Below are 15,723 nucleotides of genomic sequence, written 5' to 3'. Positions count from 1 at the left end.
GAATTGCACGAGGTGCATTCCGCTACGGTCGAGGGTCACATCTGCTGAGCCTGGCTGTCGGCCCGGGACTTCACGATCAGCTCCCCGCCAGTTGCTCGCTCCGGTGGGGGCCGCCGATCGAGTAGCGGATCTGGAGGGGGGCAGGTTGAAGCCGTCGAACACCCAGCGGACGTGGGGGGGGGGCGTTGATCGAGACGATCATCCGCCCCTGGGCGGGTCGCATCAGGTCCGCTAGGGAGGCCGCGGTCGTCCGCGAGCATGGCCTGCCCGATGCTGTCGCCGAACAGATCGGCGCCGCCGTGGCTGAAGGCCTGGCCGAGGACTGGGACGGTCAGGTCCTGCGGACCACGCCTACAAGCTCTCCCAGCGCGATCGCGAGATACTGGAGGTCCATGGCCGGGATGCTACGATCACCCCGCTGACCAGGGACTACAGCGTGACCGAGCGCGGCATGTCCAAGCTCCTACGCCGCGCTGATAGTCGCGACCGGGACTTGCGTCAGCAGCGGTTGTTCACCGCAGAGGAGGCCTGACCATGAGCCAGTGGGGTAGCACCAAGCTGTTTGAGGTGATCTTTCACGACTTCACCGCGGTGGTTGAGGCTGCGCCGAAGATCGAATGTCCATCGTTCTCATGGCCTGGGAAGCAGGATGTGATCGAAATGGTCTTGCTCACCTGCTGTACCCACCGGGATCCACATGTCGTCCAGGCCTGCCAGGCGCAGCTCACCAAGCTCTTCGCCGGCCATCCCTACGCGAGATGGTCTGGTCTCGGCCATTGTTCGCGTCTAGTCGCCAATGCTGATGCGCCCCTAGAGCCTGTTGAGGAGTGGCGCAGCCGGAACCGAGCGATCATCAACGCCAACACCCGCGAAGGGCGCTAACCTTGTCTCGCAGCAGGTGCTCACCACCGAGGAAGTCTGATCATGAACTCTTGGCCTCGATGGGGTGAAGTTCGCACCTTTGAAGGCATCGCTATGAAGCCGCTGATCCAACCCATGTGGTGGTTAAACGAGGCGCTGGAAGTTTGGCGTATCGTCGAGATAGACTTGGTCGATGGCGACTGGGAAGACTTCACCATCAGGTGGACACACGCCCAGGCCGCAAAGAAGTTCATCAATCTGCCTTACAGCTCCTGGTTGGAGCTTCCGGCACAGTCCCCGAAGGAAGCTTGATGCCCCGTTCGTCCAAGCTCCTCAAGCTCCCGCAGGATCTGCTCACAGAGCTCAACGACAGGATTCGTGCGAACGGATATTCCGGGTATGCCGACCTGTCGGCGTGGCTGAGAGGAAAGGGCCACGTTGTTGGGAGATCAGCTGTTCACGCTTACGGGCAAAGCCTGCGTGAGGTTGATGCTGGAGCTGGCGACGTTGCTGCGATCGTCAGTCGTGCAGGTGTCGGGCAGCCCTGCCGGAACCAGCGAGCCGAAGCGATCGTGGCTGAGCTTGGTCGGCTTCGGGTGCGCGAGCATCAACTGCTTCAGGAGCTCGCGGAGCTCGAACAGCCGTTGCGCGAGCCGCAATAGCTTTGCAAGCCTTCTAGAGATATCCCAGGTCTTCCGGCGCCTTCCGGCTTGAACGTCGCTCCCTTACCCCCTGAGCATCTCACCCCTGCACACTAGCAGGATCTCAGGGGGAGGCTCCGATGCTCCTATAGCTATCGAACTACGCATGACCTGCCCCCGATAGCCGTACCAGTCATTCTTGAGGAAGTCCGGGATTTTGACCCCCTCCCAATACTAGGTCCGAGCAGAACTGGAAAATTCGGCCTTGGGTTGGGAGCTGAACCGGGCGGCAAACTCGGCCGGCGGGACGTCTCCGATCGACGAGTGCGTCCGGAAATGATTGTAATCGACCCTCCAGCTTTCGATCTTCCGGCGGGCGTCATTCAGTGACAGGAACCAGTGGGTGTTAAGGCACTCGTCGCGGAAACTGCCGTTGAACGATTCGATGAACGGGTTGTCGGTCGGCTTGCCCGGACGGGAACAATCCATGGTCACGCCATGATCGTAAGCCCAGCGATCCATCGCGATCGAGATGAACTCACTGCCGTTGTCGGTCTGGATCCGCTGGGGCAGACGGCGTTGATGGCGTAGACGCTCCATCACTGCCACTACGTCCTCGGCCTTGAGTTGCTGGTCGACTTCAATGGCCAGGCACTCCTTGCTGAAGTTGTCCACCACCGTCAGGGCCCGGAAGCGGCACCCATTGAACAAGGCATCGGCTACGAAGTCCATGCTCCAGACCTGGTTGGGGGCCGTCGGCGTGATGCCTTCCAGGCGATGTGCCGCGGCCTTGCGTCGACGCGGGCGCTTGCGCCGCAGATTGAGTCCAGCCTGACAGTACAGCCGATACACGCGCTTATGGTTGGCTGTCCAGCTCTCCCGGCGCAGGAGTACGAAGATCCGACGAAAGCCGTAGCGGACCCGCGTGGCGGCAATCTCCTCGATCCGTCGAAGCAGTGGACCATCATCGCTCTCCTGGGGTTGGTAGTACCATGCTGCACGACTCTGCTTGACCACGCCGCAGGCACGGCGCACACCAATGCGGTATTGATTGATCAGATGGCCCACGAGCGTCTTGCGCTGCGCGGGCCTCAGAGCTTTTTTGACAGCACGTCCTGCAGCATGACCTTGTCCAGGCTCAGGTCGGCTACCAACTGCTTGAGCTTGCGGCTCTCCTCCTCCAGCTGACGCAGGCGGCGCAGCTCGGCCACCCCGAGGCTTCCGAACTTCTTGCGCCAGGCGTAGAACGTGGCCTGGCTGATGCCCATCTTTCGGCAGATCTCCTCCACTCTCGGCCTGCTTCAGGGCGAACGCGATCTGTTCTTCGGTGAACTTTGACTTCTTCATGGCGACGGGCCTCCTTCGGGCCTGAGTGTCGCCGAACTCTCTACTTCTGGCAGGTCCGAATCACAGGGAGGAGGTCACGCAAGCGCGTTGGGGTGTACCCAAAAGAGCCTGAATCGAGCGACCTGGGATGTTGCCGGTCTCGGTGCGAAAGGCTTCATCGCGCGGCGCATTACGCTCGATGCGAAACGCCTACTAGCATGTACCGACCGACCTATCTACCAAGTCGCGGAGAACCTCGGATTCGACGAAGCCACGAACTTCGCCAACTTCTTCCGGAAGAACGTCGGAGAATCTCCGACTGAATTCAGAGAGGCTCATCGCTGAACTGCCGAGCACGCAAGTATCTGTAAAGCTTCCTAGTTAGTGTGTTGGCTCTGCGCCAATCGCCGCCACGCATACTCTTGCGCCGATCAAGTGAATCGAGTAGTGCTTCGTGGGCGTTCGATTGTCAACTCTTGGCCGGAAATGGAACTTCAGCCACCACAAAGCTCAGATACCGGCACCTGCGGGAGCAACAAGCCTCAATCCCACCCCCGGCTCGGTCACGATCCAGCGCGGCGATGCCGGATCATCGCCAAGCTTGTGGCGTAGCTTGCCAACCAGGATCCGCAGGTAGTGGGTGTCCTCCTCATGGGTCGGCCCCCAGACTTCGCGCAGGATCTGCGGTTGCGTGACGACGCGGCCCGCATGTTGGGCTAGCAAGGCCAGCAGGGCATATTCTTTGCGGGTGAGCACGAGCGACTTGCCTGACAACAGGACCTCCCGGCGGGCCAGGTCGATGTGGAGCATACCGTCGTCGTACACCGGCGCTGTTTCGGCCGGTGCAGCGTGGGTACGCAGCAGGGCGCGGACACGTGCCATCAGTTCCTGCACGCCGAAAGGCTTGGTCACGTAGTCGTTGGCGCCTGCATCCAGGCCCATGACCTTCTCCTTCTCGCCCGAACGCACGGTCAGCAGGATCACCGGCACCGAGGACCACTGCCGCAGTTCGCGCAGCACATCGTGACCGTCGCGGTCGGGCAGACCGAGGTCAAGGATGACCAGGTCGGCTCCGCCGGTCGCCAGCATCTCCAGTCCCGTGCCACCCGAATCGGCGAGCGCGACCGCATAGCCCTGCGCGCGCAGGCTGATGTCCAGGAACTTGCGGATCTGGGGCTCGTCGTCGATGACAAGGACCCGCGCCGGCGGCGCGGCACCCTGTGCTGACGAAAAGGATGGGGTCATGGGACCGTGCGGGGTTCGGGTTCGATTCTTGGAATCGTAATCCTGATCACGGTACCGCGGCCACCCGCGCCCGGCAGCGCCGCAACGCTGCCGCCATGCGCGCCGATCATGCCTTGGCAGATCGCCAGCCCCAGGCCGGTGCCTTGGCGGCCGCGATCACCCCGCTCGACGCTGTAGAACATGTCGAAGATCCGCTTGCGCTCGTCCTCGGGAATCCCGGGGCCGTGGTCGTGGATGTCGATGCGGAGGCTACCGGCCGGTGTGTCGCCATAGATCCTGCGCGCATCCACTTCCACAGCTTCGCCAGGCGGCGAGAACTTGACGGCGTTCTCCAGCACGTTGAACAGTGCTTGTTCGACGAGGGCCGGGTGCACCCAGAGCGGTTCCAGGCCGGGTTCCACTGCGATTTCGAACCTAGCCCCTGGCTCGTACCGTTGCAATCGCGACACGGCCGAACCGATCAGCTCACCGACGCCGATCCAGTCGCGGTTGAGGGTCAATCCGCCGTGTCCAAGCCGGGTCATGTCGAGCAGGTTCTGGATGTAGCGATCGAGCCGCTCGCCCTCGACCCGGATCGTTTCCAGCAGTGCGTGGCGATCTTCGCGGTTCAGCACCTCGGCATAGCTGTCGAGGCTACTGGCCGCACCGATGATGACCGATAGCGGCGAGCGCAGATCATGCGACACCGAGGACAGCAACGCCGAACGCAATCGTTCGGTTTCGCTGCTCACCCGGGCATCTTCCAGGTCGGCGACCAGCCGGGTCCGGACGATGGATTGGGCAATGTCCTCGATCATCGTCTCGGCGAGGCGGCGCTGCTCGATGCCGAGGTGATGTACGTGCGAGGGGAATCGCAGGCCGACCACGCCGTTCGCCTTCCTTGCGATCTTCATCGGCAGGAACCACCACTCCGAGCCGGTGAGCGTATCGGTGAAGCGTCCCGCCATCTCACCGTGCTGGACGACCCAAGCGGCTGCCACGCGGTCCTTGTCGCCCAGCCTGGGAACATCTGCTCCCTGCGACCTTTCGGGACCCGCCTCGATCACGATCTCCGCGCCAAGAGCTCGATGCAACGCTTCACGACCGGCCTGCAGGACCTGGCCCAGATCTGCGGCAGCGGCGAGTTGCCGGCCCAACGTCTGCAGCGTTGTCGCCTGCGCATTGGCCGCGCGCAGCGCCAACACCTGCATGCGCAGTTTCGATGCCAGCCGCCCCGCTACCAGCGCGGCCACCAGGAACAGGACGACGGTTACCACGCCCTGCCGCGCGCCGATATAGAACGTGTAACGCGGCTCGATGAAGAAGAAGTTGTAGGCGAGAAAGCACAACGTCGCCGCAATCACCGCCGCCGTCATCCGCGTGCGTGCGGCCACCAGCAGCACGGCGACGATGAACACCATCGACAGATCGGTCAGCCCAAGCCAGCGTTCACCGATGGCGCCGAGCGCAGTCCCGGCGGCGGCGGCAGCTACCGCCCAGATCGCGTCATGACGTCCCAGATAATTGCCCAGGCCGCGCAATGAACGGCGGGCCCGGGCGCGCGCTTCGGGCGGACTGATGATGGTCAGCTCGAAATGCGCACCGCGCTGGAGCAGTTGTTGGGTGATGGTGCGATTGAACATCCGTGCGAACGGTCGTTCGCGGGTACGGCCGAGCACGAGGGCGCTGGTGCCGATTCGGTTGGCGTGATCCAGCAGCGCGTCGACCACGCTGTCGCCATGCACGACCGCTGTATCGCCACCGAGCCGACGAGCGAGCGCGAAGGCACGATCGAGTTCCAGCTGGCGGGTTTCTTCGGGTACACCGCCGGTCTGCACGGTGACCACGGTCCAGGGCGCATCACGCCGTTCCGCAAGGCGGCGCGCGACGCGGACCATGTACTCGGACTGGCCACGACCGTCGATCGCGACCATCACTCGGCGCCGGATCGGGGTGCCGGGCAGGCCCCGGGCGCTCTGTGCCTCGCGCAAATCGACGTCGACGCGATCGGCTGCGGTCTGCATCGCCAGCTCACGCAGCGCCGTCAGGTTGCTAGGTGAGAAGAACGCCTTGAGCGCATGCGCGGCTTGGTCCGGGACGTAGACCTTGCCCTGTTGCAGGCGTTCGATTAGCTCGCGCGGAGGCAGGTCGACCAGGGCGATGTCGCGCAGGCGGTCGAACATCGCGTCCGGCACGGTCTCGCTGACGCGCACGCCGGTGATGCGGTGGACGACATCGTTGAGACTTTCCAGGTGCTGGATGTTGACCGTGGTGTAGACATCGATGCCGGCATCGAGCAACTCGGCCACATCCTGCCAGCGCCGCTCGTGGCGGCTGCTCGGCACGTTACGGTGGGCCAGTTCATCGATCAGGGCGAGTTGCGGCTTGCGTTCGAGCACGGCGTCGAGGTCAAGTTCCTCCAGAGTCCGACCGCGGTATTCGATGCGCTTGCGCGGCATGACCACCAGCCCTTCGAGCAGTGCCGCGGTTTCGCTTCGGCCGTGGGTTTCGGCGATGCCGACCACCAGGTCGACACCGCGTCGTTGCAGTTCGCGCGCGCGCGCGAGCATGGTGTAGGTCTTGCCCACCCCGGGCGCGGCGCCGAGGAACACGGTCAGACGGCCGGCCCGTTGCCGGTCCAGTTCGCCGATCAGGGCGTCGGCCTGGGCACTGCGGGATTCGCTCATGGGGACATTGTGCGGCACGCGATGGCCCGGCCGGGAATGCACCCGGCAGGACCGATGGAGGAAATGCGCGGGTGGAACACGTCGTCAGGCCCCGTCAGTGAGGGCATCCAGTGCCAGATTGAGCCGCACTACGTTGACGCGCGGTTGCCCGAGCATTCCCCAGGTCGGCATCTCGGTGTGTTCGGCAACCAGCGCGGAAACCTGGCTCTCGCTCAGGCCGCGTTCGCGCGCGACACGCGCGATCTGCACTTGCGCACCTTCCGGCGACAGGTGCGGATCGATGCCGCCACCCGACTGGGTGACCAGTTCGCCGGGCACATCCGCCTCCGCGATGCCTTCACGCTGCGCCACTTCCGCCGTCAGAGCCGCGATGCGCGTGCGCAACTCGGGGTTGGTGCGGGACTGGTTGCTGCCGGCCACGCCCATCGGGTCGTAGTCCGCCGCCGAGGGCCGCGAATGGAAGTAGCGCGGATCGGCGAAGGGTTGCGCGACCAGCGCCGAAGCGCGCGCCTGGTCGTCGACCACGACCAGGCTTCCGGTGGCTTGGTGCGGGAACAGCATGCGCCCGAGCACGGTGCCGGCCAGCGAGTACAGCAGGCCGAAACCGATCAGGACGATCGCCGCGAACACGATCATCGTGCGTGGTTTGACGCGATCATCCAGTGCCGCGGCATGGTGGTGAGTGGTTGTCGTCATCTCAGGCTCCGAAGGTCACGAGGACCAGGTCGATCAGCTTGATGGCCACGAACGGCAGCAGCACGCCGCCCAGTCCGTAGACCAGCATGTTCCGGCGCAGCAGCGACACCGCCGAGGCCGGTTTGAAGCGCACGCCCTTCAGCGCCAGCGGGATCAGCGCCGGGATCACCAGGGCATTGAAGATCAACGCCGATAACACCGCATTGGTCGGGCTCGACAACTGCATGACATTGAGCCCCGCCATCGACGGAATGGCGGCAGCGAAAAGTGCCGGCAGGATCGCGAAGTACTTGGACACATCGTTGGCCAGCGAGAACGTGGTCAGCGCGCCGCGGGTGATCAGCTGCTGCTTGCCGACCTCGACCACCGCCAGCAGCTTGGCCGGATCACTGTCCAGGTCGACCATGTTGCCGGCCTCCTTTGCCGCCTGGGTGCCGGAGTTCATCGCCAGGCCGACATCGGCCTGCGCCAGTGCCGGGGCATCGTTGGTACCGTCGCCCACCATCGCCACCAGCCGGCCGGCGGCCTGCTCTCTGCGGATACGGGCGAGCTTGTCCTCGGGCCGGGCTTCGGCAATGTAGTCGTCGACGCCCGCCTCGGCGGCGATCGCGGCAGCGGTGAGCGGGTTGTCGCCGGTGATCATCACCGTCCTGACCCCCATTTCTCGCAGACGGGCAAAGCGCTCCTTGACCCCGTGCTTGACCACGTCCGACAGCTCGACCACGCCCAGCACATAGCGGCCATCGGCCACGACCAGCGGGGTGGCGCCGCCGCGTGCGACCTGTTCGACGCGGGCAGAAAGCTCCGCAGTGACCTCACCGCCAAGGGCCCGCACGTGGGCGGAAACCGCGTCCACCGCGCCCTTGCGGATCGTCCGCGGCTTGTTGTCGACGCCGAGCAGGTCGACACCCGACATTCGCGTCTGCGCGGTGAACTGCACGTAGTGGGCCCGCTCGGGTTCATTCACCCGGCTGCCCTGTTCACGGGCGAGGGCGACGATCGATTTGCCCTCCGGGGTCGGATCGGCCAGTGAAGACAGCAGGGCCGCGTCGCGCAACTCGGCGGCATCGACGCCGGCCAGCGGATGGAACGCGGTCGCCTGGCGGTCGCCGTGGGTGATCGTGCCGGTCTTGTCGAGCAGCAGCACATCGACGTCGCCGGCGATTTCCACCGCCTTGCCCGACTTGGCCAGCACGTTCGCCGACAACGCCCGGTTCATGCCGGCGATGCCGATCGCCGGCAGCAGGCCGCCGATGGTGGTCGGGATCAGGCACACCAGCAGCGCGATCAGCAGCAGCGGGTCGAGCTGCGCACCGACGAACCCGGCCAGCGCCGGCAGGGTCGCGACCACGATCAGGAAGGTCAGGGTCATCGCCGCCAGCAGCATGGTCAGGGCGATCTCGTTCGGCGTTTTCTGCCGGTTGGCGCCCTCGACCAGGGCGATCATGCGGTCGAGGAAGCTGTGCCCCGGCTCCGCGCTGACGCGGACGATGATCTCATCCGAGAGTACCCGGGTGCCACCGATCACGCCGGAACGGTCGGTACCGGCCTCGCGCAGCACCGGAGCCGATTCGCCGGTGACCGCAGCCTCGTTGATGGTCGCCAGACCTTCGATGATCTCGCCGTCGGCGGGCACGAACTCCCCCTCGGACACGATCACCCGATCACCGGGCCGCAGGGCCGAGGCGGCCACACGCGATTCGCCGGCGTTGCGGTCGCTGCCGTCCAACCGGCGGGCGATCAGATCCCGTCGCGCTGCCCGCAGCGAGGCCGCCTGGCCTCGGCCGCGGGCCTCGGCAATGGCCTCGGCGAAGTTGGCGAACAGCACGGTAACCAGCAGGATCAGGGTCACCACCAGGCCGAAGCCGGCGCTGCCGGACCCGAACGCGGCGATCAGGGCCGACAGCACGGTGCCGAGCAGCACCACCGCCATGACCGGGCTTTTCAGCGCTTGCCGCGGCGACAGCTTGCGGAAGGAATCGACCAGCGCCGCACGGATCGCGGCGCGGTCCAGCCCCGCCAGCGACTGCCGACGGGCTGTACCCAGGTGGGATTGAGCGGATGAAGGGAGTTGAGTCACGTTCATTACCTCACGGGCCGGCGACCGGAATGCCGGTCAGGGTCAGGTGTTCGGCGACCGGCCCGAGCACGAGGACCGGCATGAATTGCAGGATGGTCAGTACGACGACCACGGCGATCAGGGTCAGGGCGAAGGTCGGCGTCTCGATCCGCAGCGTGCCGCTGCCTTCCGGCGCCACCCGCTTGCGCGCCATCAACCCGGCCACGGCCAGCGGCACGATCAGCGCCGGGTAGCGGCCGAGGATCAGCAGGAGCACACAGGTCAGGTTCCACCATGGCGTGGCGTCGCCCAGGCCCTCGAAGCCCGATCCGTTGTTGGCGAACGCCGAGGTGTATTCGTAGAAAACCTGGCTGATGCCATGGAAACCGGGGTTAGAATTGCCGGTCAGTGCCGGCACCGCAACGGTGACGGCGGTGAAGCCGAGCAGCACCAGCGGCTGCAGCAGGATCAGCAGGGCAAGCAGACGGACCTCGGGGGCCTCGATCTTGCGGCCGAACAGCTCCGGTGTGCGCCCGGTCATCAGCCCGGCCAGGAACACGCTCAACAGCAGATAGACCAGGAACTGCTGCAAGCCGCAGCCGACACCGCCCCAGATGCTGTTGATCAGCATGTTGGCGATGAACACGCCGCCGGTCAGCGGCGCCTGCGAATCGTGCATCGAGTTGACCGAGCCGTTGCTGGTCTGGGTGGTCAGCGCCCCCCACAGGGCCGAGGCATCGGCGCCGAAGCGCACCTCCTTGCCTTCCATCAGTGCCGGATCGGCGGTTGTGGCCGAGTGGCCCTCGGACCAGATCGCGGCGCCGCCGGACACGATCGACATCAGCAGCATGCTGCTGAACACAAGCGCGGTCAGGCGGCTGCGTCCGGTAAAGGCGCCCGCCATGAAGGTCAGGGAGACCGGGACCAGGATCAGCGCCAGGGTTTCCAGCAAGTTGGAAAACGGGGTCGGATTTTCCAGCGGTACCGAGCTGTTGGGGCCGTACCAGCCGCCGCCGTTGGTACCCAGTTGCTTGGCCGCGACCATCGGTGCGACCGGGCCGAGCGGGATCTTCTGCTCGGCCATGCCGGCGCTGGCGTCGATCGGCACTACCGTCGGACCTCCCTGCAGCGTTGCCGGCACACCCTGCGAGGCCAGCAACACCGACCACAGCAGGCACAGCGGCAGCATGAAGCGCAGTGTCGCGCGGGTCACATCGACCCAGAAGTTGCCCAGATCCCGGGGCGCGCCCTCATCCGCCCGCATGACCGTGGACGAAGGCTGCGCTCCGGTCTTCCCCCGTGTGCTCATTGCCTGGCGCCCGCCAAACAGCCCGCGCAGCGTCGCCACTACCAGCGCCAGGCCCATCATCGGGGTGACCACCTGCAGGCCGACGATGGCGACGCCTTGCGACAGGTAGCTGAGCTCGGCCTGGCCGGAGTAGTGCTGCTGGTTGGTGTTGGTGAGGAACGACACCATCGTGTGCAGCGCAGTGTCCCAGCGCATGTTCGGGATGCCGTCCGGGTTCAGCGGCAGCCAGGCCTGGGTCATGAACATCACCCACACCACTGCACCGAGCGCCAGATTGCTCAGCAGAAAGGCCCTGGCGTAGCCGCGCCAGCTCATGCCGCGCCCGGGCGAGGTGCCGAGCGCCTTGTAGACGACCCGTTCGACCGGCACGAACACCATGTCCAGCCGCGAGCGGTCGCCGCGCATCACGCCGGCGAGATAGCGTCCGAGCGGCCAGCCGAGGGCGACCGCCAGGACCAATACGAGAACAGCTTCAATCATGATCGTTTCCTTGCCCGGCCGCGGCGGTCCGCGCGCCGGCCGGGGTTGTGATGCAGTGGCACCGGATCAGAAGTTTTCGGGACGTCGGATCACGAACAGCAGGTAGGCCGCTGCGGCGATCACCGAAAGTCCACACACGAATGCGAGCAAACTGGGCATGGAGCGTCCTCCTCAGAACGAAGCCTGCACCGCCGCTTCGATGCGGCTGCCAGCGAGCTCGTCGCCAAACATGCGCTCGGCGGCGGAGTCGGTGGCATGGGCGGTCAGACGCAGCTCGAAGGGTGCTTTCACTTTCCAGACCGCACTGGCCTGGGCGTGCCAGTAGCTGTCGTCGTAAACGTCGTCGAGTGCGTAGTAGCCGGCCGCCGCTTCAAACGCGAGGGTTTCGCCGACCAGGAAACGGGCGCCGAGCTGCGTATAGACGCCGTCGCCATCGCTGCCCAGTGCCTCGGGCGAGTAGCCCAGCGCCAGCCAGTAACGGTCGGCATAGGTCAGCCTGCCGTTGAGCTCGGTCCAGTTCAGATCGACCGTGGTCGACGGATAGCGGTAGTGCAGCAGGTTCACGTCCAGCGACCAGGCGTCCGACAGCACGCCGTCCCAGCCCAGGGTCAGATCGAGTTCGCTGCTGGCATGGGTCTCGGGGCCGAACTCGACGTTCGAACCCCAGACCGAACCGTAGAAGCCCGAATCGCCCGAGAGCGTGAAGCCGGCCTGCACCGCTGGATCACCCTGGGTCTGGGTGGTGCCCCGCCAGACATAGTCGGACGTCAGGGCCGCCGAGCCGCCAGCCGTGACGGCCTGGGCCGAGGTGGCGACGGTCAGCAGTCCGAGAGCAGCACAGGAGGCGAGCAGATGCGCTGGCCGGGAGCAGGAGATATCAATAAAGGGACGGATGAAGCGCATGTCGGGCAACGATGGCGAGGCCGGGTCGGCCACGCCGGAAAGTCTCGATCGATGCCGCGTAAAGTTTCTATGCCAAGACCAACGCTAGCCCATAAATTTGTCGTAAAGATATGCCCCCGCCGCAACTGAACGCCGGCAATCAGGAGCGTACCTCGGTGCCAGTGAAGTCGCAGCATCACGATGAAGGTGCGACACCGGCATGCCTTATCCAACGATTGGACGTTATCCTGGATAGCGCTATAGACGTTTAGACTTCATGTATATCCACTGTGTGGTGGCCAGAGCTGATCGAACGTCCGCTGATGGCCGATAGCGGACATACTCAAGCCTCTTGGCAACTCTCAACCTGCCTCATGCAATGCTTGCGCCACGACGCGCGGGGCAATGCCATCCGCGCGGCTGACCATCGCATAGTTGTAGCCGTGCCCCGACCAGTACTGCGCCATGAGTCCGCCTTCCGTTCGCTGCCCGGACGGTAGGAGCTGATTTCGCGGGCCGGGCGGTCGCACGTAGAAGCTGATCGCGAGACCTGCCGCATCCCGGTACAGCACCATCGCGGCGGGACCCTGATCCGTGGCGAACAACCGTCCACCGACGGCGTGGAATCCAGCGGCGCTCAGGTCGGGCAGGCGTGCGACGCGCTGGAAATGCAGGTCGAGCCAGTCCTGCATCTCGCCGTCGTTTATCGGCACAACGTCCGGACGTGCGCTGGCGTCCATTGCAACCAAGCGATAGGCGGCTATGGCATCGGCCATCGGCGCGACCGCGTTCTCGGCGCGAATACTGCGGGCCTGCCAGCCGCCCAGTGCACCTAGGCTGAGGCCGAGTACCATCGTGGCCGCTAGCGAGCGCAACCGCATTCGGCGCTGCTGCCGCTGCCTGCGGATCGTCACGGGGTGCAATGCCGGGTTGTCTGCCAGCGTCTGCGTGCCACCGAACAACGCGCGCAGGCGCTGGGCGTCGCGTTGCCACGCCTGCACCTCTGCGGCGCGATCTGGATGTTGAGCGAGGTAATGCTCGACTGCCTCGCGCCGTTCGCCTTCGAGGCGGCCGTCGACATAGGCATGGATGTCCTGCTCTCTGGGAGGCGTAGTCATTTGAGCAATCGTAGGGAAGGAGTGTGTTGTTCGCCATCGCCGTAGCGGCGCATGGCCTGGCGCGCACGTGAAAGGCGCGACATCACAGTGCCGATTGGTACGTCGAGGATGTCGGCCACTTGCTTGTAGCTGAGCCCTTCCACCGTCACCCACAGCAGCAGGCTGCGCTGCTCGGATGTGAGGAGCTCGAACGCAGACAGTGCGGACTGCGCCAGCGCTTCCCGCTCGGCCGAGGGCCATCTAGGCTCATCTTCTTCGCGTAGGCGGCTGAGCAGCCAAGCGTAGCGCTGCGAGCGGCGCCGTGCATCGAGGAACTGGCGGTACAGGATGCGGAACAACCATGCACGCAGGTCGCCTTCCTCGCGTTTGGCGGCGCGGGTGGACAGGGCGCGCTCGATAGTGGATTGGACCAGGTCGTCGGCGCTCGGCAGGTCGCGGGTCAGCCACAGCGCGAAGCGCCGCAGGCGCGGCAGCAGTTCGCTCAGTTGGTCATCGAACGCGGGGGTGGACATGGCCGGGGTCGCAGTGGGTTCTCATGCCAAGACGCCGTAGCGTGCAAATTATTCCATTACGAGGGAATAAATTGCCGCGTCTGGCGTCTGTCAGGGAAACCCCATCCCGGAGGCAGCGCATGCAAGATCACCCACGTTCGTCCCGCCCGTCCGCAGACAGCGGGCGCTGGATCATCTTCAGCACCATCGCGGCGGTGGTGGCGGCCTTCGCCTACGTCGGCGGCTGGCTGTCACCCCAGCGACTGACGCCTGAGCGCATCGTCAACGAGTTTCAGCTGGCGGCTGGCGTGCATCCAGGGTACCGCCGCAACCACGCCAAGGGTGTGTGTGTGTCGGGGTACTTCGAAGGCAACGGCAAAGCCAGCACCTACTCGAAGGCCCTGGTATTTGCGGCCGGGCGGACGCCCGTCGTGGGCCGCTTCGCCATTCCTGGCGGCAATCCGTACGCGCCCGACAGCAGCGTGCCGATACGCAGCTTGGCGCTGCGCTTCAATCTTGCTAACGGCCAACAGTGGCGTACCGGCATGAACAACATGCCCGTCTTCCCCGTGGCCACCCCGCGGGCGTTTCACGAGCAGATGGTGGCTAGCCGCAAGGATCCGGCCACCGGCAAGCCCGACCCCGCTAAACTGGCGGCCTTTTTCGACGCGCATCCGGAAACTGTCGCGTTCCGGACCTGGGCTGAATCCGCCCGGCCGTCAGCCAGCTTCGTCACCGACAGCTACTACGGACTGAACGCGTTCTACTTCATAAACGCCGATGGAGAACACCGTGCGGTCCGTTGGCGGGTGGCGCCTGAAGCTACCGACGCCAGCATTGCCCCAGCCGACGAAGCGAACTACTTGATTGACGATCTGCAACGACGGCTGATGGCCGGGCCAGTGCGTTGGAGGCTGCTGGTGACACTGGCCGACCCCGGCGATCCGACCAACGACGCGACCCGGACCTGGCCTGTCGATCGCACTACCATCGATGCCGGTGTGCTCGTGCTCGACCGGGAGCAGCCACAGGACAGCGGTCCGTGTCGCGACGTTAACTATGACCCGACCGTGTTGCCCGCAGGTATCGCCATCTCTGACGACCCGTTGCTGCCTGCGCGAGCGGCGGTTTACGCCGACTCACACCTACGCCGCACTCGCGAGGAAGCGCACGTTCCCGGATTTTCCACGCCCGCCCATGACGGATCGGAGGCTGCACGATGAATACGAGGAACACCTCCTTCAGCGTGGCCGCCCGCGTGCTGCACTGGACGATGGCCGTACTGATTCTGGCCATGCTGTTCATCGGCGTTGGCATGGTGGCCACGGTGAGCGACAAGCACCAGTGGCTGCTGGCGATCCACCGGGCGCTGGGCATCGCGATTCTGGTACTAGCGATCACGCGGCTGGTCGTGCGCCTGCGCAACCCATCTCCACCGTTGCCGGCCGACCTGCCCAGGCTGCAGCGCGTCTCCGCGCATCTGTCGCATTGGCTGCTTTACGCGTTGATGATCGCGATTCCACTAATCGGATGGGCGATGCTGTCGGCCGGTGGCTATCCGGTCATGCTCGGCGGGAACCTGCGACTGCCCGCGATCATGCCGGAGAACGCCTTGATGTTTGCCTGGCTGCGTACCGCGCATGGTGCGCTCGCATACCTGCTGTTGTTCACCTTCCTGGGGCACATGGGCGCAGCGTTGTACCACGCACTGATTCGTCGCGACGGGGTTTTTCGCAGCATGGTTCGGTGAGAGCGACCGATCCACCTTTGCACCGGCTTCGGCGACTTCGGTCAAGTACCGATATCTGAACGTAGTCGTAGGCTGTCATCATCCCGTTTACCTCCATACATAGGCTATTCAAAGTTTTTTCAAACCCATATCACCTTCATGAAGCCGGAAGAATCCCGCTTCGCGCTTGGCGCATCCGCTCTGATGCGCCGATCCGAGG

The 15,723-nt window shown here is 65.0% G+C and carries 16 protein-coding genes and 2 pseudogenes; 7 read left to right on the top strand and 11 right to left on the bottom strand.

All coding sequences use genetic code 11. The features are described from left to right. Positions 1–322: 322 nt before the first annotated feature. From FKV24_RS20265 to FKV24_RS20260, 4 genes and pseudogenes are all read left to right on the top strand, one after another. A complete protein-coding gene (locus tag FKV24_RS20265; RefSeq protein ID WP_141482863.1) occupies positions 323–532 on the top strand; it encodes a Mor transcription activator family protein in 210 nt (69 codons plus the stop codon). Positions 533–534: 2 nt separating this feature from the next. After that, entirely contained in the window at positions 535–882 is a 348-nt protein-coding gene (locus FKV24_RS14285) for a hypothetical protein (protein ID WP_141482860.1), read from the top strand. A 93-nt stretch (positions 883–975) separates the two neighbouring features. Further along, on the top strand, positions 976–1,173 hold the full coding sequence (locus tag FKV24_RS14280; protein ID WP_141482859.1) for a hypothetical protein: 198 nt from the start codon (positions 976–978) through the stop codon (positions 1,171–1,173). Next, a pseudogene (locus FKV24_RS20260) lies at positions 1,173–1,289 on the top strand (hypothetical protein); the annotation flags it as partial. The gene FKV24_RS14280 and the pseudogene FKV24_RS20260, both read left to right, overlap by 1 nt. Before the next feature lie 21 nt (positions 1,290–1,310). Here FKV24_RS20260 and FKV24_RS19945 read toward each other — a convergent pair. Both FKV24_RS19945 and FKV24_RS14270 read right to left on the bottom strand, forming a co-directional pair. After that, positions 1,311–1,520, bottom strand: a complete 210-nt coding sequence (locus tag FKV24_RS19945; RefSeq protein ID WP_249041031.1) for a hypothetical protein — start codon at positions 1,518–1,520, stop codon at positions 1,311–1,313. A gap of 216 nt (positions 1,521–1,736) precedes the next feature. Further along, positions 1,737–2,849, bottom strand: a pseudogene (locus FKV24_RS14270) (IS3 family transposase). 87 nt (positions 2,850–2,936) lie between these two features. Here FKV24_RS14270 and FKV24_RS20255 point away from each other — a divergent pair. Then, a complete protein-coding gene (locus tag FKV24_RS20255) occupies positions 2,937–3,173 on the top strand; it encodes a helix-turn-helix domain-containing protein (RefSeq protein WP_170288325.1) in 237 nt (78 codons plus the stop codon). 165 nt (positions 3,174–3,338) lie between these two features. Here the strand turns inward: FKV24_RS20255 and FKV24_RS14260 are convergent, their stop codons facing one another. From FKV24_RS14260 to FKV24_RS14220, 9 genes are all read right to left on the bottom strand, one after another. Then, a complete protein-coding gene (locus tag FKV24_RS14260; protein WP_141482857.1) occupies positions 3,339–4,073 on the bottom strand; it encodes a response regulator in 735 nt (244 codons plus the stop codon). After that, on the bottom strand, positions 4,070–6,739 hold the full coding sequence (locus tag FKV24_RS14255) for a sensor histidine kinase (protein ID WP_141482856.1): 2,670 nt from the start codon (positions 6,737–6,739) through the stop codon (positions 4,070–4,072). Before FKV24_RS14255 ends, FKV24_RS14260 begins: the two co-directional genes overlap by 4 nt. Before the next feature lie 84 nt (positions 6,740–6,823). After that, positions 6,824–7,375 (bottom strand): potassium-transporting ATPase subunit KdpC, encoded by a 552-nt coding sequence (gene kdpC / locus FKV24_RS14250; RefSeq protein WP_141482855.1) that lies wholly within the window; start codon positions 7,373–7,375, stop codon positions 6,824–6,826. Positions 7,376–7,436: 61 nt separating this feature from the next. Next, complete coding sequence (kdpB, locus tag FKV24_RS14245; protein WP_425481646.1) at positions 7,437–9,458, bottom strand: potassium-transporting ATPase subunit KdpB; 2,022 nt, start codon at positions 9,456–9,458, stop codon at positions 7,437–7,439. 67 nt (positions 9,459–9,525) lie between these two features. Next, a complete protein-coding gene (kdpA, locus tag FKV24_RS14240; protein ID WP_141482853.1) occupies positions 9,526–11,283 on the bottom strand; it encodes a potassium-transporting ATPase subunit KdpA in 1,758 nt (585 codons plus the stop codon). A gap of 66 nt (positions 11,284–11,349) precedes the next feature. Beyond that, complete coding sequence (locus tag FKV24_RS14235; RefSeq protein WP_141482852.1) at positions 11,350–11,442, bottom strand: potassium-transporting ATPase subunit F; 93 nt, start codon at positions 11,440–11,442, stop codon at positions 11,350–11,352. 12 nt (positions 11,443–11,454) lie between these two features. After that, the gene (locus tag FKV24_RS14230; RefSeq protein WP_141482851.1) at positions 11,455–12,186 is read right to left on the bottom strand and encodes a TorF family putative porin; all 732 of its coding nucleotides are present in this window, start codon (positions 12,184–12,186) and stop codon (positions 11,455–11,457) included. Between the two features lie 341 nt (positions 12,187–12,527). Further along, a complete protein-coding gene (locus FKV24_RS14225) occupies positions 12,528–13,283 on the bottom strand; it encodes an anti-sigma factor family protein (protein ID WP_141482850.1) in 756 nt (251 codons plus the stop codon). Beyond that, complete coding sequence (locus FKV24_RS14220; RefSeq protein WP_141482849.1) at positions 13,280–13,795, bottom strand: RNA polymerase sigma factor; 516 nt, start codon at positions 13,793–13,795, stop codon at positions 13,280–13,282. The genes FKV24_RS14225 and FKV24_RS14220 overlap by 4 nt, the downstream gene beginning before the upstream one ends. A 119-nt stretch (positions 13,796–13,914) precedes the next feature. Between FKV24_RS14220 and FKV24_RS14215 the strand changes: the two genes are divergently transcribed. Both FKV24_RS14215 and FKV24_RS14210 read left to right on the top strand, forming a co-directional pair. Beyond that, positions 13,915–14,997, top strand: a complete 1,083-nt coding sequence (locus FKV24_RS14215) for a catalase family peroxidase (RefSeq protein WP_141482848.1) — start codon at positions 13,915–13,917, stop codon at positions 14,995–14,997. Beyond that, positions 14,994–15,524 carry a cytochrome b gene (locus FKV24_RS14210; RefSeq protein ID WP_141482847.1) on the top strand — a complete coding sequence of 177 codons (531 nt, stop codon included), beginning with the start codon at positions 14,994–14,996 and terminating at the stop codon, positions 15,522–15,524. Before FKV24_RS14215 ends, FKV24_RS14210 begins: the two co-directional genes overlap by 4 nt. Positions 15,525–15,723 lie beyond the last annotated feature (199 nt).

Source organism: Marilutibacter maris (genome assembly GCF_006546735.2).
GTDB lineage: Bacteria > Pseudomonadota > Gammaproteobacteria > Xanthomonadales > Xanthomonadaceae > Marilutibacter > Marilutibacter maris.
This window is presented reverse-complemented; position numbering and strand designations above follow the sequence as displayed.